Source organism: Nocardioides daphniae, assembly GCF_004777465.1.
Classification (GTDB): domain Bacteria; phylum Actinomycetota; class Actinomycetes; order Propionibacteriales; family Nocardioidaceae; genus Nocardioides; species Nocardioides daphniae.
Map to the genome: position 1 here is coordinate 1,322,749 of NZ_CP038462.1, position 21,191 is coordinate 1,343,939.

Here is a 21,191-nt window from a genome sequence, read left to right on the forward strand (position 1 = left end):
GCGCACCGACCGGCGCGCCGACGAGACGCGCCTGGTCGGTCAGGAGAGACGTCGTACGAGGTGGCGCGGCACCCCGTCGTCGGTCGTCTCCTCACCGACGTACTCCTGGCCGCGCATGCGGCACCAGGCGGGCACGTCCGTGCGCGCCGCCACGTCGCGGGTGACGACGGCGACCACGCCGCCCACCGGCACGCCGGGGAAGGCCTTGGCCAGCTCGATCACGGGCAGCGGGCAGAGCATGTCGCGGCAGTCGAGCTCGAGGGAGACGTTCACAGCCCGATCCTCCCGCGCAGCGAGCTGAGCACGCCCGGCAGTGCGGCCAGGAAGGCGTCGACGTCGCCCTCGGTGGTCCCGTGCTGCAGGGCCAGGCGAACGTTGCCGTGCGTCAGGGCGCCCATGGCCGCGAGCACGTGCGACGGCGTCAGCGTCGAGGAGGTGCACGCCGAGCCGCTGGCCACGCCGAAGCCGAGCCGGTCGAGCTCGGTCACCAGCGCCTCCCCGTCGAGGTAGAGCGCCGAGAAGGTCACCAGGTGGGGGAGGCGACGCTCGGCCTCGCCCACCACCTCCACGTCCGGCAGCTGCGCCACCTCGCGTCGGATCCGGTCGACCAGGGCGTGCTGGCGTCGAGCCACCGCGTCGGCGTCGGCGGCGACGGCCTGCAGCGCGGCGGCCGCCGCCAGCACCGCCGGCACGTTCTCGAACCCGACCGCCCGCTCGTCGGCCCGGTCGTCGGCGGGGAAGGGGGCGCGCCAGCGCGCACCCTTGCGCACGAGCAGGATCCCCACGCCCGCCGGGCCGCCCCACTTGTGGGCCGACGCCGCGGCGGCGCTCCAGCCGGAGGGGAGCGGGACACGACCGGTGCTGGCGCAGGCGTCCACGAAGAGCGGCACGTCGCCGGCGACCTCGTTGATCGTCGCGACGTCGTGGAGGGTGCCGACCTCGTGGTTGGCGCTCTGCACGGCCACCACCGCGACCGGTTCCGCGGCGTCGGCGAGCGTCCGGGCCACCGCCGACGGCAGCACCTCACCTGTGGGCGTCACGGGGACCTCGGCCACCGGCGCCCCGGTCCAGCGGGCGGCGTGCAGCACCGAGGAGTGCTCCACCGCCGAGACCACGACCGTGCGGCCCACCCGCGAGCGCCCGGCGTGCAACCCCAGGAGGCCGCGGTGGACGGCGTCGGTGCCCGACGACGTGAAAGTGACCTCGTCAGGCCGTGCGCCCACCTGCTCCGCCACGGCCTCGCGGGCGTTCTCCAGCAGCAGCCGGGCGCGCCGTCCCTCGTGGTGCAGGCGGCGCGGGTCGGCCCAGCCGGCGTCGAGCGCGGCCAGGAGGACCTCTCGGGCGCGCGGGTGCAGCGGCTCGGAGGAGGCGGCGTCGAGTGGGCGGCGCTGGTCGTCGGGGGGCGTCGTCACGTCCCAGAACCTAGCCCGTACGCCCGTGGCACCACCTCTGCGAGTCGCCGTTGCGGGCCGTGGCAGGCACGCGGGTCGACCCTGTCTCCACTACCGGGAGTCATTCGGATAGTGTTCCGTCTATACGTGACTGCCCAAGAGAGAGAGGCCTTTTCGTGGGTCTGCAACTCCCCTCGCGCGCAGCGGCACACCTGAAGAAGGGTGTGCGAGGCGCTGTGCTGGGTCTCAGCCTGCTCGCCCTCGGTGCGTGCTCTGCTGAGGACAAAGATCAGCTCGGAAGACTCGCCATGCCGGCACCGGCATCGGACCGGGCGCCCGCCATCTTCGACCTGTGGAAGTGGTCGTGGGTGGCCGCCATGGTCGTCGGCGTGCTCACCTGGGGCCTCATGTTCTACGCCGCGTGGCGATTCCGCCGCAGCAGCAAGAACCTGGTGCCGGTCCAGACGCGCTACAACCTGCCGCTCGAGATCTTCTACACCATCGCGCCCATCCTCATGGTGATCGTGTTCTTCTTCCACACGGTGAACACGCAGAACACCGTGCTGAGATGAAGGACGACCCGGACCTCGTGGTCGACGTCGTGGGCCAGCAGTGGTCCTGGACGTTCAACTACTCCGAGCAGGGCGAGGGCGGCACCACGCCGTACGTCGTCGGCACCACTGCTGACCGCCCGAAGCTCGTGCTCCCGGTCGACCGCACCGTCGAGTTCCGACTTCACTCGCCCGACGTCATCCACTCCTTCATGATCGACGCGTTCCTCATGAAGATGGATGTCATCCCCGGTCGCGTGAACGAGTTCCAGGCGACGCCCACCAAGGTCGGCGAGTTCCGCGGCAAGTGCTTCGAGCTGTGCGGCGTCTACCACTCGCGAATGCTCTTCGACGTCGAGGTCGTCTCGGGCGCCGAGTACGACGCCTACCTGGCGGAGCTCCAGGAGAACCCGGACAACGTTGCCAAGGCGCCTGTCCTCGGTGGCTCGGCCGTCAACACGCAGCCCGGCCTCGACGACGGCGACGCAGAAGGAGACCACCAGTGACCGCCACGGTGACTGCCGACCCGGGCGCCAAGCCCCTCGGCGAGCAGGTCGTTCGCCTGCTCACCACCACTGACCACAAGCTCATCGGCAAGATGTACCTGGTCACCTCGTTCGTCTGGTTCATCCTGGGCGGACTGATGGCCATGCTGATCCGTGCGGAGCTCGCGTTCCCCGGTCAGCAGGTCGTCAACGACGAGCTGTACAACCAGCTGTTCACGATGCACGGCACGATCATGCTGCTGCTCTTCGCGACCCCGCTGTTCTTCGGCTTCGCCAACGTGATCATGCCGGTGCAGATCGGTGCGCCCGACGTGGCGTTCCCGCGCCTCAACATGTTCAGCTACTGGCTGTACCTGTTCGGCGGCCTGATCGCCGCCTCCGGCTTCCTCACCCCCTCGGTGCGGCCGACTTCGGTTGGTTCGCCTACACGCCGCTCTCCAACGAGATCCGGTCGCCCGGAGTCGGTGGAGACCTGTGGATCATGGGTCTGTGGATGGCCGGTCTCGGCACGATCCTCGGTGCCGTCAACTTCATCACCACGATCATCTGCCTGCGTGCCCCCGGCATGACGATGTTCCGGATGTCGATCTTCACGTGGAACGCGCTCATCACCTCGATCCTGGTGCTGCTCGCCTTCCCGATCCTCGCCGGCGCGCTGCTCTCGCTGGAGGCCGACCGTCTCCTGGGCGCCCACATCTTCGACCCGTCGCACGGCGGACCGATCCTGTGGCAGCACCTGTTCTGGTTCTTCGGACACCCTGAGGTGTACATCATCGCGCTGCCGTTCTTCGGCATCGTGTCGGAGATCCTGCCGGTCTTCTCGCGCAAGCCGATCTTCGGCTACGTCGGCCTGGTCGGCGCCACCCTCGCGATCGCGATCCTGTCGATCGCCGTGTGGGCCCACCACATGTTCGTCACCGGTGCGGTCAACCTGCCGTTCTTCTCCGGCATGACGTTCCTGATCGCGGTGCCGACCGGCGTGAAGTTCTTCAACTGGATCGGCACCATGTGGGGCGGGTCCGTCTCCATGGACACCCCGATGCTGTGGACGATGGGCTTCCTGACCACCTTCCTCTTCGGTGGTCTGACCGGTGTCATCCTGGCGAGCCCGCCTCTCGACTTCCACGTGTCCGACTCGTACTTCGTGGTGGCCCACTTCCACTACGTGGTCTTCGGCACCGTCGTGTTCGCGATGTTCGCGGGCTTCTACTTCTGGTGGGCCAAGTTCACCGGCAAGATGCTCGACGAGCGCCTCGGCAAGATCCACTTCTGGCTGCTGTTCATCGGTTTCCACACCACGTTCCTGGTCCAGCACTGGCTGGGGGTCGAGGGCATGCCGCGTCGCTACGCGGACTACCTGCCTGACGACGGCTTCACCCTGCTGAACCAGATCTCCACCGTGGGTGCCTTCCTGACTGCCCTGTCGACGCTGCCGTTCCTCTGGAACGTCTACAAGACGAGCAAGACGGAGCCGGTCAACTCCGACGACCCGTGGGGCTGGGGCCGCTCGCTCGAGTGGGCCACCTCGTCCCCGCCGCCGCGCCAGAACTTCCACGCCCTGCCGCGCATCCGCTCCGAGTCCCCGGCCTTCGACCTCCACCACCCGGAGCTCGCAGCCCATGACGACGAGCCCGTCCAGACGACCGAGACCACCAAGAAGGGAGGCGTTCGATGAAGATCGAAGCCTGGCTCTTCGCAGTGTGCGGGATCTTCTTCCTGCTCGTCACCCCTGCCTACTGGGTGATCACGCACGACTGGACCGGCACCTCGGCCCTCACCATGTCGACCTTCCTGGCCCTCATGGTGGCTGGCTACCTGGGCTTCCACGCGAACCGCATGGACGCCCGCCTCGAGGACCGCAAGGACGCCGAGATCGCGGAGGGTGCCGGCGAATACGGCTTCTTCCCGCCCTACTCGTGGTGGCCCCTGTGGTGCTCCCTGCCCCTCGGTCTGGGCGTCTACGCCCTGGCGCTGGGTGCCTGGTGGCTCTTCATCATGGCCTTCGCCCTGGGCATGGTGGCGACCGCCGGTTGGATCTACGAGTACTACCGCGGAGAGCACGCCCACTGAGGACGTGACGACGCCAGGACGGGCGGGAAGAACTTCGGTTCTTCCCGCCCGTCCTGCAGTTCAGTGGCGGCTCGGCGTCGGTCGCAGCGACATGGAGGCCGCTCAGTCGGCGGCGAGCAGACGTCGTACGCGGGGTGCCACCTCTTCGCCGTAGAGGCGTACGCACTCCATCAGGTGCGCGTGGGGCAGCGGACCGTTGCTGTACTTGAGGTCGAAGCGCTGAAGACCGAGCGCACGGACCGTGTCGGCGATCTTGCGGGCCACGGTGTCGGGGGAGCCCACGAAGAGGGCGCCGTGGCGCACCTCCTGGTCGAACTGGATCCGGGTGGCCGGCGGCCAGCCGCGCTCAGCCCCGATGCGGTCGCGGTTGGCCTTGAAGTGCGGGAAGAGCAGCTCCTGGGCGTCGGAGTCCGTGGCAGCCACGAAGCCGGGCGAGTGCACGCCCACCGGCAGGGTGCCGGTGCCGAATTGCGCCGTGGCGCGGCGGTAGAGGTCGGTGAAGGGCGCGAAGCGGGTGGGCTCGCCGCCGATGATCGCCAGCATCAGCGGGAAGCCGAGACGAGCAGCGCGGACGACCGACTCCGGGGAGCCGCCGACACCCACCCACGCCGGCAGGGAGCCGGCCGCGGTGCCCGGGTAGACCCGGGTGGGAGCCAGCGGCGCACGGGTGGTGCCGTTGAAGCTGACCGGCTCCTCGGTGCGCAGCGCCGCGAAGAGCTCCAGCTTCTCCTCGAAGAGGACCTCGTAGTCAGCCAGGTCCAGCCCGAAGAGCGGGAACGACTCGGTGAACGAGCCTCGGCCCAGCGTCACCTCCGCCCGCCCGTTCGACAGTGCGTCCAGCGTGGCGAAGCGCTGGTAGACCCGGATGGGGTCGTCGCTGCTCAGCACCGTGACGGCCGTGCCGAGCTTGATCCGTTCGGTGCGTGACGCCGCGGCCGCGAGCACCATGTCGGGCGCCGAGATCGCGAAGTCGTCGCGGTGGTGCTCACCGACGTTGAACACGTCGATCCCGACCTGATCGGCGAGCACCGCCTGCTCGAGGACGTCACGGATGACCTGGTGCTGGGGGAGGGGCGTGCCGGTCTCGTCGACCGTCACGTCGCCGAAGGTGTCGAGGCCGAGCTCGAGCTGCGCGTCGTACGTCATGTCCTGATCCTCTCAGGCGCCGCCGGCGGCGTCGGCCATGCGGAGGTAGGGCTGGGCCTCCTCGGTCCGTCCAGCGCGCTCCAGGCTGCGCCCGAGGAGGAGCAGCAGGTAGGCGTTGCCGGGCTCGTCGACCAGGGCCTCGCGGGCCGCCTCGGCGGCCTTGGCGAGACGGGCTGAGTGGTAGTACGCCCGGGCCAGCAGCTCGCGGACCTGGCCCAGGTCGCGGGCGTCGACCTCGGGGTCGACGAGGAGCCCCTCGAGCGCCGTCGCGGCGCCGAGGTAGTCACGGGCGCTGAAGAGCTCCTCGGCCCAGCGCCACGTGTCGTAGGGGGAGCGGGCAAGGAGGCGGAAGCCGGTCATGGGTACTCCTGGGTGGGGGACTGCCACCTCAACCGACCCCGGGGCCCTGGTTGTTCCCGACGTCCCGCACCGGGGAACGCCGAAGGCCCGGCCCCCACAGGGAACCGGGCCTTCAGTCAGTCACTCAGTGACGTGGATCAGTGCAGCTCCTTGGAGCCAGCACCCTCCACCTCGTGGTGCTCACCGTGGTGGTGGGCCGCCTCGAAGTCCTCGACCGTGGGCTTCTGGACGTTCGAGCCGTACCACCACTTGCGCAGCTTGAGCTGCAGGCGGCTGGCGCGACCGTGGGGAGCCGGCACGCCGTTGGCGTCCACCGAGCTCTCCAGCTCACGGATCTCGTCACGGTCACGGGCAGTGAGGGTGTACTGCTTCTCGGGCGAGTACGGCAGGTGCAGCTCGGAGAAGCCACCCTCGGCCGAACGGCTGACCACGCCGGTCTCGTAGCCGTGCAGCAGACGCTCGTTGTCGTGACGCTGGAGCGAAATGCACCAGCGGCGGGTGATGATGAACGCGATCACCGGGCCGACGAAGACCGCCACGCGCATGAAGTACGTGATGGCGTTGATGCTCATGTCGAAACGGATGGCGATCAGGTCGTTACCACCCGCGGCCCACATGAGGCCGTAGAAGGTCATGAAGGAGACCATCAGGGCGGTGCGGGTCGGGGCGTTGCGCGGGCGCTGGAGCAGGTGGTGCTCACGCTTGTCGCCGGTGATCCAGGCCTCGATGAACGGCAGCATCATGACGAGCAGCCAGAACACGATGGGCAGGACCAGGATCGGCAGCAGGATGTTCCACGAGAGGGTGACGCCCAGGAAGTGCGACTCCCAGCCGGGAATGATGCGCAGCGCGCCGTCGGGCCAGCCCATGTACCAGTCAGGCTGCGAGCCCGCGGTCACCTTGGACGGGTCGTACGGTCCGTACTTCCACACCGGGTTGATGGTCATCAGACCACCCATCAGCGCGGTGGCGCCGAAGACGATGAAGAAGAAGCCGCCGGCCTTGGCCGCGTACACGGGGAGCATCGGGTAGCCCACGACGTTGCCCTGCGTACGACCGGGGCCAGGCCACTGCGTGTGCTTGTGGAAGACCACCAGCATCATGTGCGCCGCGATCAGCGCGAGAAGCAGGCCCGGGATGAGCAGCACGTGCACGATGTAGAGGCGCGGGATGATCGACTCACCGGGGAACTCGCCACCGAACAGGAAGAACGACATGTAGGTGCCCACGACCGGGGCGGCCTTCATGAAGCCGTCGGCGGCGCGGACGCCGGTGCCGGAGAGCAGGTCGTCGGGGAGCGAGTAGCCGGTGAAGCCCTCGAGCGTGCCGAGGAGCAGCAGCAGCGAGCCGATGACCCAGTTGACCTCACGCGGCTTGCGGAACGCACCCGTGAAGTAGACGCGCATCAGGTGGATCATCATGGAGGCGATGAAGAGCATCGCCGCCCAGTGGTGCATCTGACGGAGCAGCAGGCCGCCGCGGACGTCGAACGAGATGTTCAGCGACGAGACCATCGCCTCGGACATGTAGATGCCGCGGAGCTGGTCGTACGAGCCCTGGTACTGGACCTCGGACATGCTCGGGACGAACCACAGGGTGAGGAGCACACCCGAGATCAGCAGGACCACGAAGCTCCACAGGGCGATCTCGCCCAGCATGAAGGACCAGTGGTCGGGGAACACCTTGCGGATGTTCTTCTTCAGCGCGCCGCCGAGGCCCAGGCGGTCGTCCGCCCACGTGGCAGCGCCAGCGAGCTTGGAGGGCCTGGCCGGCGTCGCGGCCGTGGTGGCGTTGGTCTTCGCCACCTTGGTGGTGTCGACGCTCACTTCGAGTCACGCTCCCAGTAGCTCGGACCGACGGGTTCGGTGAAGTCGCTCTGCGCCACCAGGTAACCCTCGTCGTCCACCGCGATGGGCAGCTGGGGGAGGGCACGGGCAGCCGGACCGAAGACGACGCGACCGGAGTCGGCGAGGTCGAAGGTCGACTGGTGGCAGGGGCAGAGCAGGTGGTGGGTGGTTCGCTCGTTGAGCGAGATGGGGCAACCGACGTGGGTGCAGATCTTGGAGTAGGCGACGATGCCGTCGACGGTCCAGTTCTCGCGGCCCTTGCCGTGCTTGATGTCGTCGGGCTCCATCCGGAGCAGGATCAGCGACGCCTTCGACTTGCCGACCTGGACGTCGACACCGTGGAGGACGTGGTTGCCGTTCTCGTCGGTGGCCAGGAGGATCTCCGGCTGGCAGTTCATCAGGTCGCCGACCTCCAGGTCGGAGGCCAGGATCGGGGTGCCGATGACGTCGCGGACGATGCGCTCACCCTTCTTCCACAGGGTGTGCTCCAGGCCCTTGCCGCGCTCGGGGTCGACCACGTCCTTCGGCAGCGGACCGAGGTCACGCAGCAGCAGGATCGGCATCAGCGCGAAGGCGCCGACGGCGCCCAGGGCGGTGTTGCGGAGCAGGGGGCGACGGGCGATGCCCGACTCCTCGATGCCCACCTCGAGGGCCGCCACGGCAGTGGCGCGGTCCTCGTCGGAGGAGGCGATCGGGTGGCGCATCTCGACGAGCTCGACGTCTGCCATGAGCTTGCGGGCCCAGTGGATGATGCCGATGCCGATGAAGAGGAGCGACAGACCCATGGTCGTGCCGAGGGCGACGTTGGAGGCGCCCATGTTGCCGATCGTGTCCCAGTCGTCGCCGATGTCGAACACGAAGTACGACACGATGAAGAGGACGGCCATCACGATGGAGGCGATGAAGAAGCCGGCGACCTGGCGCTCGGCCCGCTTCTCGGCCCGCTCGTCGACGTCGGTGGGACGCCACGTGTGGGCCGGGAGACCCGGGTCCGCGATGGGTTCCGCCGCGGGGAGGGTCTCGTGGTGATTGGTCTCGATGCTCACGCTGCCACCTTGTCCTTCTTGGAGCGCGTCGTGTGCGCCGCGATCCACACTGCGAATGCGACCATGCCGCCGATGCCGATGACCCAGGCGAAGAGGCCCTCGGAGACGGGGCCGAGGCCGCCGAGCGTGAACCCGCCGAACTCCGGCTGCTCCTCGATCGAGCGGAGGTACGCGATCACGTCACGCTTCTGCTCGGGGGAGAGGTTGCCGTTGGAGAAGACGTCCATCGACTGGGGGCCGGTGAGCATGGCCTGGTAGATGTGCTTGGAGGGCACGCCCTTCAGCGAGGGCGCGTAGCCGCCCTGCGGCATGGCGCCACCCTGGCCGTTGAAGTTGTGGCAGGCCGTGCAGTTGGTCAGGAAGATCTGGCCACCGCGCACGATCGCGGCCTCGCGCTCCTCCTCGGACAGCCCGTCGATGCTGTAGTCGCTCTCCGACGGGATGGCCGGGCCGGGGCCCAGGCTCGCGACGAAGGCAGCCATGGCCGCGATCTCGTCGTCGTTGTAGGCGACCTTCTTGCGCGGGGCCTGCTGGCCCGGCTGCGCCATGGGCATGCGACCGGTGCCGACCTGGAAGTCGACCGCAGCGGCACCGACGCCCACGAGCGACGGGCCGTAGACCTGGCCGTCACGCTGGGTGGCGATGCCCTCGCCGTTGACGCCGTGGCACGACGAGCAGCCCACGAGGAAGAGCTCGCGCCCCTGCTCGATCAGCTCCGCGTCGGTCTTGGAGTCCTGCGCGGTGGCAGGGGAGAACGCCGCGTACAGCCCGCCGGTCATCAGGAGACCGATCAGGAGCACGGAAAGTCCCGCGAGCGGACCCCGGCGATGCCGGGAGAGCCGACCAGCGGTTCGGTTCAGGAAACGCAATTGTCTAAATCCTCTTCAGATCCGGATCGGGACTCACTGGATGAGGTAGATCGCCGCGAAGAGCGCGATCCACACCACGTCGACGAAGTGCCAGTAGTAGGACACGACGATCGCGCTGACCGCCTGCTCGTGGGTGAAGCGCTTGGCCATGTAGGTGCGCCCCAGGACGAACAGGAAGGCGATCAGGCCGCCGATCACGTGGATGCCGTGGAAGCCGGTGGCCAGGTAGAAGGCCGAGCCGTACGCGGAGTCCTGGATCGTCACGCCGTGGTGCACGAGCTCGACGTACTCCAAGGCCTGGCCGGCGACGAAGACGGCACCCATGACGTAGGTCAGGATGAACCACTCGCGCAGGCCCCAGGCCTTGACGTTGAAGAGCGAGCCCGCGCGACCGACCTGGCCGCGCTCCGCCGCGAAGACACCCATCTGGCAGGTCACGGACGACAGCACGAGGATGGTCGTGTTGGTCGCCGCGAACGGCACGTTGAGGAGTGCGGTCTCCTGGGCCCAGAGCTCGGGGCTCACCGCGCGAATCGTGAAGTACGCCGCGAACAGTGCCGCGAAGAACATCAACTCGCTGGAGAGCCAGACGATCGTGCCCACGCTGACCATGCTGGGTCGGTCGTGATGCCCGTGAAGTCGGGATGCCGGAATAGCCGTCGTTGCTGTCGCCACGGGTTCATTATGGACGTACCCGGGGCCGAGGGCACCCCCACCCCCGGAGTTTGGGCGTTCCGCGCGTCGCGCAGGGCTGGAGAGGCCTGCGCGAAACCGGTCTCGGGGTCCGTGGACGGCGCTCCGGTGCTGAGTCGTGGACGCCTCGGGCGGACGGCTCGCGGCGTCGGCGGTAGAGTCGCGAGCGTGACTGACACGACTGCCTCGAAGCCCTCCTCGCTGAAGGTCCTCGTCTACTCGGACGACATCGACACCCGTCAGCAGGTCATCCTCGCGCTGGGTCGCCGTCCCCACCCCGACCTGCCCGAGGTCGAGTACGTGGAGGTGGCCACCGAGCCGGTCGTCATCCAGCACATGGACGCCGGGGGCATCGACCTGGCGGTGCTCGACGGCGAGGCCGTCCCCGCCGGGGGCATGGGCATCGCGAAGCAGCTCAAGGACGAGGTGCACCAGTGCCCCCCGATCCTGGTGCTGACCGGCCGGCCCCAGGACGCCTGGCTCGCCACCTGGTCGCGCGCCGACGCGGCGGTCTCCCACCCGCTCGACCCGATCCAGCTCGCCGAGTCCGTCATCGCCCTCCTCGCGGCTCGCGTCCCCGCGACCGCCTGAGAGATGGCGACCACCTGGCCCGAGGTCCTCACCACGCTCGTCGGGCGCTCCGACCTGTCCGTGGAGCAGGCCGCCTGGGCGATGAACGAGATCCTCGAGGGCAACGCCACCCCGGCGCAGATCGCCGGCTTCGCGGTGGCGCTGCGGGCGAAGGGCGAGAGCGTCGACGAGGTGCAGGGGCTCTCCGACGCCATGCTGGCTGCCGGCAACGCGATCAGCGTGGCCGGACGCCTCCTCGACATCGTCGGCACCGGCGGTGACCGCTCGATGTCGGTCAACATCTCGACCATGTCGGCGATCGTGGCCGCCGCGGCCGGCGCCACCGTGGTGAAGCACGGCAGCCGCTCGGCCTCCTCCGAGTGCGGCTCGGCCGACGTCCTGGAGGCGCTCGGGATCCGCCTCGACCTTCCCGTGGAGCGCGTGGCGGCCGTGGCCGACGAGGTCGGCATCACCTTCTGCTTCGCCGCCGCCTTCCACCCCGCGATGCGGCACGCCGCCGTGCCGCGGCGCGAGCTGGGCATCGGCACGACCTTCAACTTCCTGGGGCCGCTCTCCAACCCGGCCCGTCCGGCGGCCCAGGCGATCGGCTGCGCCGACGCCCGGATGGCGCCGATCATGGCGGAGGTCTTCGCCCGTCGTGGCCTCGACGCCTGGGTCTTCCGCGGCGACGACGGCCTCGACGAGCTGACCATCACCACGACCTCGTCGTTGTGGGCCGCCAAGGACGGGGTCGTCACCCACCACGTCGTGGACCCACGGGACCACGGCATCGACTACAGCCCGGCTGAGTCGCTGCGCGGTGGCAGCCCGGCGTTCAACGCCGACGTCGTACGCCGTCTGCTCGCGGGGGAGAAGGGCGGCGTGCGCGACGCGGTCGTCCTCAACGCCGGTGCGGCGCTGGCCGTGCACACCCCCGCCGAGGCACCGCTCGACGAGCGGCTCGGTGCCGGGATCGCCCGAGCCCGGGGCGTGCTCGACGACGGCAGCGCGCAGGCGCTGCTCGAGCGCTGGGTCGCCGCCACCGCCTGAGGCGGTTCAGGCAGCCAGCTCCAGCACCCAGGCCTCGCCAGCCCGTCGGAACCCCAGCCGCTCGTAGTAGGGCTGGACCATCGCCGGGTTGGTGACCACACGGCGTACGCCCGTCTCGCGCAGCAGGGAGCTGCGGCGCCAGACGAACTCGCCGGGGGAGAAGTCGCGGTAGCGGGGCGTCACGTAGTCGAGGACGACCCTCGCCTCGTCGCCCTCGCGACGCAGCACCACGACCCCGACGGTCTCGTCGGCCCGCTGCACGAGGAAGCAGTCCGCCCCGGCGAGCCGGTCGTCGGTGAAGTCCGGCTGGAAGCGGGCGATGTCGGTGCGGTGCACCGACAACACGTGCGCCAGGTAGGCGTCGTCGGCACCGACCTCGAGGACGGTGAACGACGCCTCGTCGTGGCGGGCCCGGCTCAGCTGCACGATGAACCAGAGGTTGATCGCCGACAGGGCCAGGTTCATCGCCACCATCGGCCAGACGCCGAGGCGGGCGTTGAAGACCACGAGCAGGACGCAGGCGGCCAGGTTCAGCCAGCGCAGGCGCAGCACCCGCGACTGCAGCAGCGAGTAGACGAGCAGCACGCTGCCGCCCCACCCCAGGACATCGACCCAGTGCCGTTCGATCCACTCCACCCGACGGAGTGTAGTGCGCCACGTCGGGGCCCTGTTCGCGCTCCGGAGGCGCTCCTCGGGGCGTGGGCTGGACTACGCTTCTTCGGTGCACGACCAGCGTGAACGGCTGCTCCTCGACGACGCCGACGACGTCGTGGGGAGCTCGGTCGTCCCTGTGAGGGCGGAGCCGGACCCGGAGGCCGACGCCCAGCCGGACCCGGAGGTGGCGCGCCGCGTACGACTGAGGCTCCGGACCCACCTCCTCGGGGTCCTCGGGGTGACCCTGGTCTGCGCCGTCCTGGTCGACGCGATGTTCGCGGTCTCCCTGCGGCTGCAGGGCTTCCTCCCGCTGCGCCTGGGCCCGGGCCTGCTCGGTCTGGCGACGGTGTGGCTCGTGGTCCTGGCGACCTTCGGCGTCCTGGGACGCCTGCGCCCGACCGTCGTCGTCGTGCTGACCGTGGCGACGGGCTTCGCGGTGCTCAACGGCGTACGGATGCAGATCCTCAACGTGCCGCTCACCTTCGGCGACGTGGTCTTCCTCAAGGACCCGGCCTTCCTGGTGGAGATGGTCGGCGTGCGGATGCTGGTGGTGGCCGTCGTGGGGCTGGCGGCCGTGGCCGGGGTCCTCACCCTGCTGTTGCGCCGGTTCGGGCCCGAGGTGCACCGCGTGGGGCGCGACCACGACCGCTGGCGCTGGTGGCTCACCTTCCGGGTCGGTGCCGTGGCAGCGCTGCTCGTGGTGGGGCTGCTGGCCTCGGGCTTCAACACACCCGGCAACCCGTTGCGGCGGGCCTTCAACGAGACCGGTGCGACCTGGAAGAGCTGGTCGCAGACGGACAACTACCGGGTCAACGGCTTCGTCGCCGGCCTGCTCTACAACTTGCCGGTCGACCCGATGGCCGAGCCCGAGGGCTACGACCGGGCCGCCATGGAGGAGCTCGCCCAGCGGTGGCAGGCGGAGGCCGACGTGGTCAACGCCGGCACCGACCCCGACGTCCTGGCCGGGACCAACGTCGTCGTCGTGCTGAGCGAGACGCTCGGGGACCCCTTCGAGATCGACCACCTCACCTTCGAGCGGGACCCGATCCCGCACGTGCGGGAGCTGATGACCACCGACGGCGGGCACATGCTGGCCTCCTTCTACGGCAGCGGCACCTCGAGCATGGAGTTCCAGGTGCTGACCGGGCAGTCGCTGGGCCTCTTCCGCGGCCAGATCCACGCGCCGTACCAGCAGTTCGTGCCGCGGACGAAGACGTTCCCCAGTGCCGTCGGGTGGTTGCGCAGCTCCGGCCACCGGGCCGTGGCCGTGCACCCGTTCCGCGCCCAGATGTACCGGCGTCCGGAGGTCTACGAGACCTTCGGCTTCCAGGAGTTCGTCGACGTCGACCACCTCCAGGAGCGGCACTCGGTCGCAGGCCGTGGATTCGTCTCGGACCAGTCGGCCTACGACGAGGTGCTCCACCAGCTGCAGGAGAGCACGGACCCCGCCTTCGTGCACCTCGTCACCATGCAGAACCACCTCCCCTTCGACCAGCGCTACAACGAGACGGTCGGCGTCGAGGGCACCTCCGTCGACCGGGCGGAGCGGATCGGGCAGTGGGCCCGCGGCATCGAGCACTCCGACCGGGCCCTCGCCCGCTTCCTGCGGCAGGTGGAGGCGAGCGGAGAGCGCACCGTGGTCGTGCAGTTCGGGGACCACTACCCGGGGATCTTCGACATGGGGCTGCTCGAGGAGGAGGGGCTCAACCTCTTCCGCACGCCCTTCTTCGTCTGGGACTCCGAGGGCGGGCGCAGCGTCGGCGACCTGGGGACGGTCTCGCCGACCGCAGCCCTGGAGGTGGCGATGCGCAAGCTCGGCGCGCCGCTTCCGCCGTGGCTGGTGCTGCTCGGGCGTGTGCAGGAGGAGGTCGGCGTCGTACGCCGTGACTCCGTCGTGACCCCCGAGGGCGAGGTGGTCGGGCTCGACGAGCTGACCTCCGAGCAGGAGGCGCTCCTCGCCGACTACAGGATGGTGCAGTACGACTTCGCCGTCGGCGAGCGGTACGCGCTGGCCGACCTCTGGTACGACCCGCAGGACTGACCCGGCGCCGACACGGCCCGGCGAGCCGGGGGCCGACGAATCAGGACGACGCCGTGCGCCGATCTAGGCTGTCGTCGTGGTTCAGCAGCCCGACACCGACCAGCAGCCGTCCCTCAGCGCCGAGGACGAGACCGACGACCCCGAGGGCGCCTCCGACCACACCATGACGGAGACCCCCGCCCCCGACCCGGAGCCCGTGGCGGTCCCCGTCAGCAAGGGCCAGGTCCTGCGTGCTGTCGCCGGTCGGATCCTGTTCGCCCTGGGGGCCTCGCTGGCCCTGGCCGCGGTCGTGCACGGGATGCTCGAGGCCTCCCTGCGGATGGAGTCGGACGAGCCGACGTTGCTGGGCCCGGCGCTGCTGAGCTTCGGCGTCCTGTGGGTCGTCGTGCTCGGCGTCGTGGGGCTCGTCGGCAGCCTGCGGGCGGCCACCGTCGTGGTGCTGACCCTGGGCCTGGTGCTGGCCGCCGTCAACGTCGTACGCATGGACATCCTGCTCATCCCGCTCTCGTTCCGCGACGTGGTCTTCCTCAAGGACCCGGCCTTCCTGGCGGAGATGGTGCCCATGGCCGACCTGGTCAAGGGGTCCGTCGCCGTGGTCGTCGTCGCCGGCCTGCTGACCCTGCTGGTCTCCCGCGCGGGCCGGCGTCGCCCGCGGTGGCGGCGCGGACGCCCCGGCTGGCTGGGATGGCTCGCCTTCCGCGGCGTCGCCGTCGCCCTCGCCGTCACCCTGGTCCTGCTCGCCGCGGGCTTCAACCAGCCCGGCAACGTGGTGCGCGGGGCGTACGACCGCAGCGGCGCCGACTGGCGGCCATGGTCGCAGTCGCGCAACTACCTCCTCAACGGCTTCGTCGGCGGGGTGCTCTCCAACCTGCCCACCGACCCGATGGCCACCCCTCCCGGCTACAGCCGCGCGACGATGGAGAAGGTCGCCGAGCGGTGGGCCGAGGTCGCCGAGCAGCGCAACAAGGGCACCGACCCCGACGTGCTGGCGAGGACGAACGTGGTCGTCGTGCTGAGCGAGTCGATGGGTGACCCGGCGGCGCTGCAGCACGCCACCTTCGCGGAGGACCCCTCGCCCGAGATCCACGCGCTGATGCGTGCGGGTGGCGCGCAGATGATCTCCAACTTCTACGGCACCGGCACCTCGTCGATGGAGTTCGCCGTGCTGACGGGGCAGAACACCACGCTCTTCAAGCCGCAGATCTCCTCGCCCTACCAGCAGTTCGTCACCGACTACCCGCACTACCCGAACGCCGTCGGCTGGTTGAAGCAGATGGGGCACCGGGCGGTGGCGATCCACCCGTACTCGCCGCACATGTACCAGCGCACCGACGTCTACAAGAACTTCGGGTTCGACGAGTTCATCGACCGCGACTCGATGACCGAGCGGGCACGGCTGGGCAAGGGCGGCTTCATCTCCGACCGCTCCGCCTACCGCGAGGTGCTGCGGGAGCTGCGCGAGAGCGACGACCCGATGGTCGTGCAGCTGGTCTCGATGCAGAACCACCTGCCCTACCAGGGGCGTTACGACGACCCGATCGGGGTGAGCAGCGACAAGCCGATCCGGGCCCAGGTCGTGGGCCAGTGGGCCCGTGGCGTGAAGGGCACCGACGAGGCGGTCGCCGAGTTCCTCCGGGAGCTGACGACCAAGGGCGAGCGGACGATCGTCATCCAGTACGGCGACCACTTCCCGGGGATCTTCTCCGACGCCCAGGTGAGGGCCGAGGGCCTCGACATGTACCGCACGCCGTTCTTCGTGTGGGACAGCGCCCACCCCGACGGCGTCGCCGGCAAGGACGCGGGCCTGGTCGGCAACCCCGGCGGTGGCGCCGTCGCCCCCAACGCGGCTATGCAGCTGGCGCTCCAGCAGGTCGGGGCCTCCATGCCGCCGTACTTCACCCTCCTCGCGGAGGTGCAGGAGAAGGTCGGCGTGGTCCGCGGCAGGACCGTGCTCACCCCCCAGGGCGAGCAGGTGCCGATCAAGGAGCTGGACGAGGAGCAGCGAGCCCTCGTGCGCGACATGAAGCTCGTGCAGTACGACTTCTCGATCGGTGAGCGCTACGTGCTGGACGAGATGTGGTACCCGGCCGGCAAGTGACCGGCTGGCCCGGGGCCGCACGGCACTGAGCCCCTGACGACGGAGGCCCCGTCCCGCACGGCGCGGGACGGGGCCTCCGTCGTGTGACCGGGTGCTGGTCAGGTGATGGTCAGCACGACCACCTTGGACCGGGAGGCCGAGACCTGGCCGGTGCCCTTGTAGCGCAGCTGGATCTTGTGCTTGCCCTTCTTGAGGCTCTTCGGCAGCACGAAGGTGACCTTGCCCTTCTTGCTCACCACGAGCTTGAGGGTCTTGATCGCCTTGCCGTTGCGGTGCACCCCGACGACGCCGGTCGGTGCGTCGAGCCCGGTGACCTTGACGACGCCGGTGAGGGTGACCTTGGTGCCACGCTTCACCTTTGACCGCGACAGGCCCAACGACGTGCTCGAGGCCGCCTTCGGGACGCTGACCGCCGAGGAGGTGCTGGTGCCGTCACGCATGCCCGGCAGGGAGCCCGTGACCCGCAGCGAGATCTTCTTCGTGGCGTCGGCCAGCGACACGTTGAAGCTCCGGCCGGTGGCGCCGCGACGGGGGAGCCGTTGCGCAGCCACTGGTAGGTCACCTTCGTGCCGGCCGGCCAGCTGCCGGCGGTGGAGCCGAGCTTCTGCCCGACCGCGGCCTTGCCGGTCACCGTCGGCGGGGCGGAGGCGATGACGGTGCCACCGGCACCGATCCGCACCTCGTTGCTCGTCTCGACGGCGGTCGTGTACGAGGCGAGCGCACCGGTCACGCGGACCGAGATGGCCTTCTCGTGGTCGGCAGCCGTGGCGACGTACCGGGTCGAGGTGGCGCCCTTGATCGGGGCGCCGTCGCGGAGCCACTGGTGGGTCTCGGTCACGCCCGGGCGGTTCCAGGAGAGCGGCGCGACGGAGAGCGTGCTGCCGACCTGGGGCTGCTCGGTGTCCATGCCGATCACCGGCTTGCGTCCGGCGACGAGCGAGGCGTCGACCGTGAACGTGTCCTGGGTGGGGGCCGCCATGGCGGTGCCGTCGTTGGCGCGAGCCGTCACGGACCAGGAGTAGCGACCGTCCGCCAGCGAGACGAACGGCGTGTAGCCGGTCGCCGGAGTGGCGACGGAGGCCACGGCCTTGCCGGCCGAGTCGCGGACGTCGAGGAGGTAGGTCGCGGCACCTGCCACCGGCTCCCACGCGAAGGAGGGTCCGTTGGGCAGCTGCACGCTCTCCGACGCCGGAGCCGTGAGCCGCACCGGCTCGGCGACGACCCTGAACTGGACCGGAGCGCTCCAGGCGCCCGGGTTGCCGGCGGAGTCGAGGCGGCGCACCCGGTAGTAGTAGGGCGAGTCGCTGACCGGGATCGGCTTCGTCCACGTGTACGCGGTGGTCCACGCCTTGGTGAGGAAGAGGCGGTTGGCGCTCGAGAAGAGCGCGTCGTTGCGCGACACCTCCAGCTCGTACTGGCCGGCGTACGCCTGGGCGGACCAGCGGAAGGGCGTGGTGCCGGCGACCTGGGCGCCTGCCGTGGGGGTGAGCGTCTCGACGGCCGGGCTGGTCTTCGTGAACTGGCGCGTCTGGGACGAGCTCAGCTCGTTGTCGTTGACGTCGATCGCGGAGACCTTCCAGTACACTGGACCCTCGGGTAGAGCTCCGAGGTGGAGGTGTAGCTCGCCTGGTCGACGACCTCGTTCTCCAGCATCTGGGTGAAGAGTGGGTCCTTGGCGATCCGGATGCGGTAGCGCAGGGCGCTCTGGTTGCTCAGGTCGCTGGGGTTGAGCGGACCCGTCGCGTCGGCCAGGTCAGGACGGTAGGTCGCGGTCCAGGACGGGGCACCGTCACGCGTGACGAGGTGCGACTGGTTGGTGTCGTGGTAGTCGCGCCAGCGGAAGTTGACCTCGGTCGAGGTGACGACCTCGTCCGTGGGCTCCGTCTCCACGCGGGGGGAGACCTTCTTGAAGGCGTGCTTGGCCATGCCGGTCGCGGCCGAGACCGGGTCCGGCGCGCAGACGTTGACCGCCTTGCAGGGACGGATGTGCCAGTAGTAGGGCACGCCCGAGGTGTTGTCCGGCAGCGTCAGCAGGTCGTAGGCGTACATCGTGCCCATCGAAGCCGGGATCGAGTTCTTCTCGGTGAGGTTCGTGAAGTTCTGGTCGTAGGAGACGTAGACGGCGTAGAACGACACGTCCTCCTGCGGCTCCCAGCGCAGCACCGGGGTGGTCGGGACCTCGGGGCAGGTCGAGACGTTGCTGACCAGGTCCATGGGCAGGTCGCAGCCGCCCCCCGAGGCCAGCTTGGCGCCGTCCAGGGCGATCGTCTGGCCGGTGACCTCCTCGAAGTCGGCGATCTTCGTGACGTACGTGGCCGACGAGGCGATGTGGCGTCCCTCGGCGTCCCAGGCGTTGACGCGCCAGCGGTAGCGGCCGGGTGCCATGATGCGCGTCCCGGTGTCGGTCAGCGTCGGGTAGAAGAGCGGCTCCCCGAACATCTCGCCGGCCGCCGGGACGAGCCACGAGGTGAGGTCGGCGAGACCGAAGTCGACCGAGTAGCGGGCGGCCAAGGGGTGCGGCGTCCAGGACATCTGCGGGGCGCGCATGGTGGCGGCGTCCGTGACCCGCGCGGACAGTGCCGTGAGCGGGGGAAGGCCGGAGGCGTCCGCAGGCATGGCGGCCAGGTTGAAGGAGCGCCCGTAGATGAGCGTGGAGGTCCCGTCGGCGGTGATGCCGGTGAGGTCCCACGAGAACGGTCCCTCGCTGGGGATGAGCTCGTCCGACGGGGTCCAGCTGTTGGCGCGGGTGGTGCCGGAGGCGACGGTCCGGCCCGTGGCGTTGCGGACGTTGACCCGGAACTCAGCCGTGGCCGCGCGCGCCCTCCAGGAGAAGGTAGGCGTGGTGACGGTGGCACCCTGGGCGGGCTTCACGTCGCTGAACCACGAGGTCTGCCAGACGAACTTCTGGATCGGGGAGTAGATCCCCTGGATGCCGGCGGACGTGTAGGGGCGGTCCATCGGGCGTACGCGCCAGAAGTACCGGGTGCCCTGCTTGACCTGGCACTTGTGGTCGAGCTTGGGGGTGGGGAAGGAGACGTTGGTGGGCGTGAAGGTGGTGCCCGCGATCAGGCAGGTGCTGGTCGCGGTGGGCACGAAGCCGACGTTGGTGGAGAGCTGGAGCTCGTAGTGGCTGGCGTGCTGCACCGGCGTCCACTGCAGGAAGGGCTGCAGGTCGTCCAGCGTGGCGATCGGCAGGTCCTCCGGGTCGTGGTTCTTCACGTAGTCCCGGTAGAAGGGGTGGTCGCGGTGCGCGGGGTCGCTGGTGTCGAAGTCGGCCGGGTAGGCCGGGAAGCCGGGCTGCACCGGGGTGATCGGCCACGGGCGGTCGGGCCAGTGCCGCTTGAAGTTGTGCGGGGAGACCGACCAGGCCGACGGCGAGCCGGCGGCGTCCACGGCCCGCACGCGCCAGTAGTACTGGTCGTTGTCGTAGCCCTTGGGCGGCGAGTAGCTCGTCCCGTTGATGCCCTTGATGTCGGTGATCAGGTCGCCGGTCTCGAAGCCGTCGTTGGTGGCGACCTGGAGGGCGTAGCTCTTGGCGCCTCGCACCGGGGCCCAGTCGAGACGACGTCCTCCCGACTCCTCGTCGGCGCGTCGGGTGGGGAGACCAGCTCGGGGGCGGGGGCGGGCGGTGATGGAGAAGCCCGACGGGGTCGACGGCACGCTGACCTGGCCGCTGGCGTCGGTGGCCGTCACGCGCCAGAACCACGCGCCCGGAGAGCGGCGAGCTCGGCGTGATCGACGTGGTGCTGGTGGTCAGTCGCGCCGAGCCGATGAAGTCGGGCGCGTCGTCGATCTCGACCGTGTAGGACTTGGCGCCCGGGACCTCCGACCACTGGAGCAGCGGCGGCTCGTCCGGCTGGGCGAGGGTGGCGCCCTCGACGGGGGCGACCGGGTGGGGACCATCGGGTCGGGCCGTCGAAGGTCGAGGTCGTCCACTCGGACACCTCGTTGCCGGTGTTGATCGAGCGGACCCGCCAGTGGTTGAGGCCGGCCTTGAGCGCGGTGTGCGGGACGGCCGAGACGTTGGTGGTGACCTGGTTGAACTCGGGGCTGCCGAACGACGGGTCGTTGTCGACCTGCACCGTGTACTTGGTGGCGCCGACCTCGCGGTCCCACGACAGGACGGTCGTGGTGGTGTTCGGCGACGTCGCCTCGAGGCCGAAGGGCGCTGCGGGCGGGGCCGCCGAGGCCCCCGGCACGATGGTCGCCGTGGCCGCCAGGACAGCCAGCGCGACTCCCGCGCTGGCAGAGGCGGTACGTACTCCGGTCGGTGGCATGCGAGTCTCCCTGGTCGGTCCA

At 69.8% G+C, this 21,191-nt stretch carries 20 protein-coding genes and 1 pseudogene; 8 read left to right on the forward strand and 13 right to left on the reverse strand.

The window, feature by feature from the left end; translation table 11 throughout:
* Positions 1 to 39: 39 nt before the first annotated feature.
* Together E2C04_RS18565 and E2C04_RS06535 are read right to left on the reverse strand one after the other, a co-directional pair.
* Positions 40 to 273, reverse strand: coding sequence for a sulfurtransferase TusA family protein (locus E2C04_RS18565; RefSeq protein WP_229721491.1), 234 nt, complete (start codon positions 271 to 273; stop codon positions 40 to 42).
* Positions 270 to 1,412: a cysteine desulfurase family protein gene (locus E2C04_RS06535; RefSeq protein WP_202977923.1), complete on the reverse strand. Its 1,143-nt coding sequence runs from the start codon at positions 1,410 to 1,412 to the stop codon at positions 270 to 272. Before E2C04_RS06535 ends, E2C04_RS18565 begins: the two co-directional genes overlap by 4 nt.
* Before the next feature lie 155 nt (positions 1,413 to 1,567).
* Here E2C04_RS06535 and E2C04_RS19470 point away from each other — a divergent pair, with 155 nt between their 5' ends.
* From E2C04_RS19470 to E2C04_RS06550, 4 genes and pseudogenes are all read left to right on the forward strand, one after another.
* Positions 1,568 to 1,963 (forward strand): cytochrome c oxidase subunit II, encoded by a 396-nt coding sequence (locus E2C04_RS19470; RefSeq protein ID WP_238694460.1) that lies wholly within the window; start codon positions 1,568 to 1,570, stop codon positions 1,961 to 1,963.
* A complete protein-coding gene (locus tag E2C04_RS06540) occupies positions 1,960 to 2,448 on the forward strand; it encodes a cytochrome c oxidase subunit II (RefSeq protein WP_238694461.1) in 489 nt (162 codons plus the stop codon). The genes E2C04_RS19470 and E2C04_RS06540 overlap by 4 nt, the downstream gene beginning before the upstream one ends.
* Before the next feature lie 8 nt (positions 2,449 to 2,456).
* A pseudogene (ctaD, locus tag E2C04_RS06545) lies at positions 2,457 to 4,123 on the forward strand (aa3-type cytochrome oxidase subunit I).
* Positions 4,120 to 4,518, forward strand: coding sequence for a cytochrome c oxidase subunit 4 (locus tag E2C04_RS06550; protein ID WP_135832004.1), 399 nt, complete (start codon positions 4,120 to 4,122; stop codon positions 4,516 to 4,518). The pseudogene ctaD and the gene E2C04_RS06550 overlap by 4 nt, the downstream one beginning before the upstream one ends.
* A gap of 102 nt (positions 4,519 to 4,620) precedes the next feature.
* Here the strand turns inward: E2C04_RS06550 and E2C04_RS06555 are convergent, their stop codons facing one another.
* The 6 genes from E2C04_RS06555 to ctaE form a co-directional block, all read right to left on the reverse strand.
* Positions 4,621 to 5,664: an LLM class flavin-dependent oxidoreductase gene (locus tag E2C04_RS06555; RefSeq protein WP_135832005.1), complete on the reverse strand. Its 1,044-nt coding sequence runs from the start codon at positions 5,662 to 5,664 to the stop codon at positions 4,621 to 4,623.
* Between the two features lie 12 nt (positions 5,665 to 5,676).
* Positions 5,677 to 6,024, reverse strand: a complete 348-nt coding sequence (locus E2C04_RS06560; protein ID WP_135832006.1) for a hypothetical protein — start codon at positions 6,022 to 6,024, stop codon at positions 5,677 to 5,679.
* Positions 6,025 to 6,161: 137 nt separating this feature from the next.
* The gene (gene qcrB, locus E2C04_RS06565; RefSeq protein ID WP_135832007.1) at positions 6,162 to 7,850 is read right to left on the reverse strand and encodes a cytochrome bc1 complex cytochrome b subunit; all 1,689 of its coding nucleotides are present in this window, start codon (positions 7,848 to 7,850) and stop codon (positions 6,162 to 6,164) included.
* Positions 7,847 to 8,917 (reverse strand): cytochrome bc1 complex Rieske iron-sulfur subunit, encoded by a 1,071-nt coding sequence (qcrA, locus tag E2C04_RS06570; protein WP_229721492.1) that lies wholly within the window; start codon positions 8,915 to 8,917, stop codon positions 7,847 to 7,849. Before qcrA ends, qcrB begins: the two co-directional genes overlap by 4 nt.
* On the reverse strand, positions 8,914 to 9,786 hold the full coding sequence (qcrC, locus tag E2C04_RS06575; RefSeq protein WP_135832008.1) for a cytochrome bc1 complex diheme cytochrome c subunit: 873 nt from the start codon (positions 9,784 to 9,786) through the stop codon (positions 8,914 to 8,916). The genes qcrA and qcrC overlap by 4 nt, the downstream gene beginning before the upstream one ends.
* Before the next feature lie 33 nt (positions 9,787 to 9,819).
* Complete coding sequence (gene ctaE, locus E2C04_RS06580) at positions 9,820 to 10,461, reverse strand: aa3-type cytochrome oxidase subunit III (RefSeq protein ID WP_135832009.1); 642 nt, start codon at positions 10,459 to 10,461, stop codon at positions 9,820 to 9,822.
* A gap of 186 nt (positions 10,462 to 10,647) precedes the next feature.
* Between ctaE and E2C04_RS06585 the strand changes: the two genes are divergently transcribed.
* A complete protein-coding gene (locus tag E2C04_RS06585) occupies positions 10,648 to 11,070 on the forward strand; it encodes an Rv3143 family two-component system response regulator (RefSeq protein WP_135832010.1) in 423 nt (140 codons plus the stop codon).
* A 3-nt stretch (positions 11,071 to 11,073) separates the two neighbouring features.
* Positions 11,074 to 12,099 carry an anthranilate phosphoribosyltransferase gene (gene trpD / locus E2C04_RS06590; protein ID WP_135832011.1) on the forward strand — a complete coding sequence of 342 codons (1,026 nt, stop codon included), beginning with the start codon at positions 11,074 to 11,076 and terminating at the stop codon, positions 12,097 to 12,099.
* A gap of 6 nt (positions 12,100 to 12,105) precedes the next feature.
* Here the strand turns inward: trpD and E2C04_RS06595 are convergent, their stop codons facing one another.
* Complete coding sequence (locus E2C04_RS06595) at positions 12,106 to 12,735, reverse strand: hypothetical protein (protein ID WP_188421423.1); 630 nt, start codon at positions 12,733 to 12,735, stop codon at positions 12,106 to 12,108.
* 85 nt (positions 12,736 to 12,820) lie between these two features.
* Between E2C04_RS06595 and E2C04_RS06600 the strand changes: the two genes are divergently transcribed.
* Together E2C04_RS06600 and E2C04_RS06605 are read left to right on the forward strand one after the other, a co-directional pair.
* Entirely contained in the window at positions 12,821 to 14,794 is a 1,974-nt protein-coding gene (locus E2C04_RS06600; RefSeq protein WP_135832012.1) for an LTA synthase family protein, read from the forward strand.
* 76 nt (positions 14,795 to 14,870) lie between these two features.
* Complete coding sequence (locus tag E2C04_RS06605) at positions 14,871 to 16,892, forward strand: LTA synthase family protein (RefSeq protein WP_135832013.1); 2,022 nt, start codon at positions 14,871 to 14,873, stop codon at positions 16,890 to 16,892.
* 98 nt (positions 16,893 to 16,990) lie between these two features.
* Here the strand turns inward: E2C04_RS06605 and E2C04_RS06610 are convergent, their stop codons facing one another.
* Genes E2C04_RS06610 through E2C04_RS06625 form a run of 4 tightly spaced genes read right to left on the reverse strand, consistent with a single transcriptional unit; the run spans position 16,991 to position 21,169 of the window.
* Positions 16,991 to 17,248, reverse strand: coding sequence for an Ig-like domain-containing protein (locus E2C04_RS06610; protein WP_158630621.1), 258 nt, complete (start codon positions 17,246 to 17,248; stop codon positions 16,991 to 16,993).
* On the reverse strand, positions 17,245 to 18,477 hold the full coding sequence (locus E2C04_RS06615) for a hypothetical protein (protein ID WP_135832015.1): 1,233 nt from the start codon (positions 18,475 to 18,477) through the stop codon (positions 17,245 to 17,247). The genes E2C04_RS06610 and E2C04_RS06615 overlap by 4 nt, the downstream gene beginning before the upstream one ends.
* Positions 18,432 to 20,585 (reverse strand): fibronectin type III domain-containing protein, encoded by a 2,154-nt coding sequence (locus E2C04_RS06620; RefSeq protein ID WP_135832016.1) that lies wholly within the window; start codon positions 20,583 to 20,585, stop codon positions 18,432 to 18,434. Before E2C04_RS06620 ends, E2C04_RS06615 begins: the two co-directional genes overlap by 46 nt.
* A complete protein-coding gene (locus tag E2C04_RS06625; protein ID WP_135832017.1) occupies positions 20,582 to 21,169 on the reverse strand; it encodes a hypothetical protein in 588 nt (195 codons plus the stop codon). Before E2C04_RS06625 ends, E2C04_RS06620 begins: the two co-directional genes overlap by 4 nt.
* Between the last annotated feature and the right edge of the window lie 22 nt (positions 21,170 to 21,191).

Coding starts and splice junctions, on each gene's coding strand:
- E2C04_RS06540 (WP_238694461.1), top strand. CDS start 1,960: ATGAAGGACGACCCGGACCTCGTGGTCGACGTCGTGGGCCAGCAGTGG.
- E2C04_RS06550 (WP_135832004.1), top strand. CDS start 4,120: ATGAAGATCGAAGCCTGGCTCTTCGCAGTGTGCGGGATCTTCTTCCTG.
- E2C04_RS06555 (WP_135832005.1), bottom strand. CDS start 5,664: ATGACGTACGACGCGCAGCTCGAGCTCGGCCTCGACACCTTCGGCGAC.
- E2C04_RS06560 (WP_135832006.1), bottom strand. CDS start 6,024: ATGACCGGCTTCCGCCTCCTTGCCCGCTCCCCCTACGACACGTGGCGC.
- trpD (WP_135832011.1), top strand. CDS start 11,074: ATGGCGACCACCTGGCCCGAGGTCCTCACCACGCTCGTCGGGCGCTCC.
- E2C04_RS06625 (WP_135832017.1), bottom strand. CDS start 21,169: ATGCCACCGACCGGAGTACGTACCGCCTCTGCCAGCGCGGGAGTCGCG.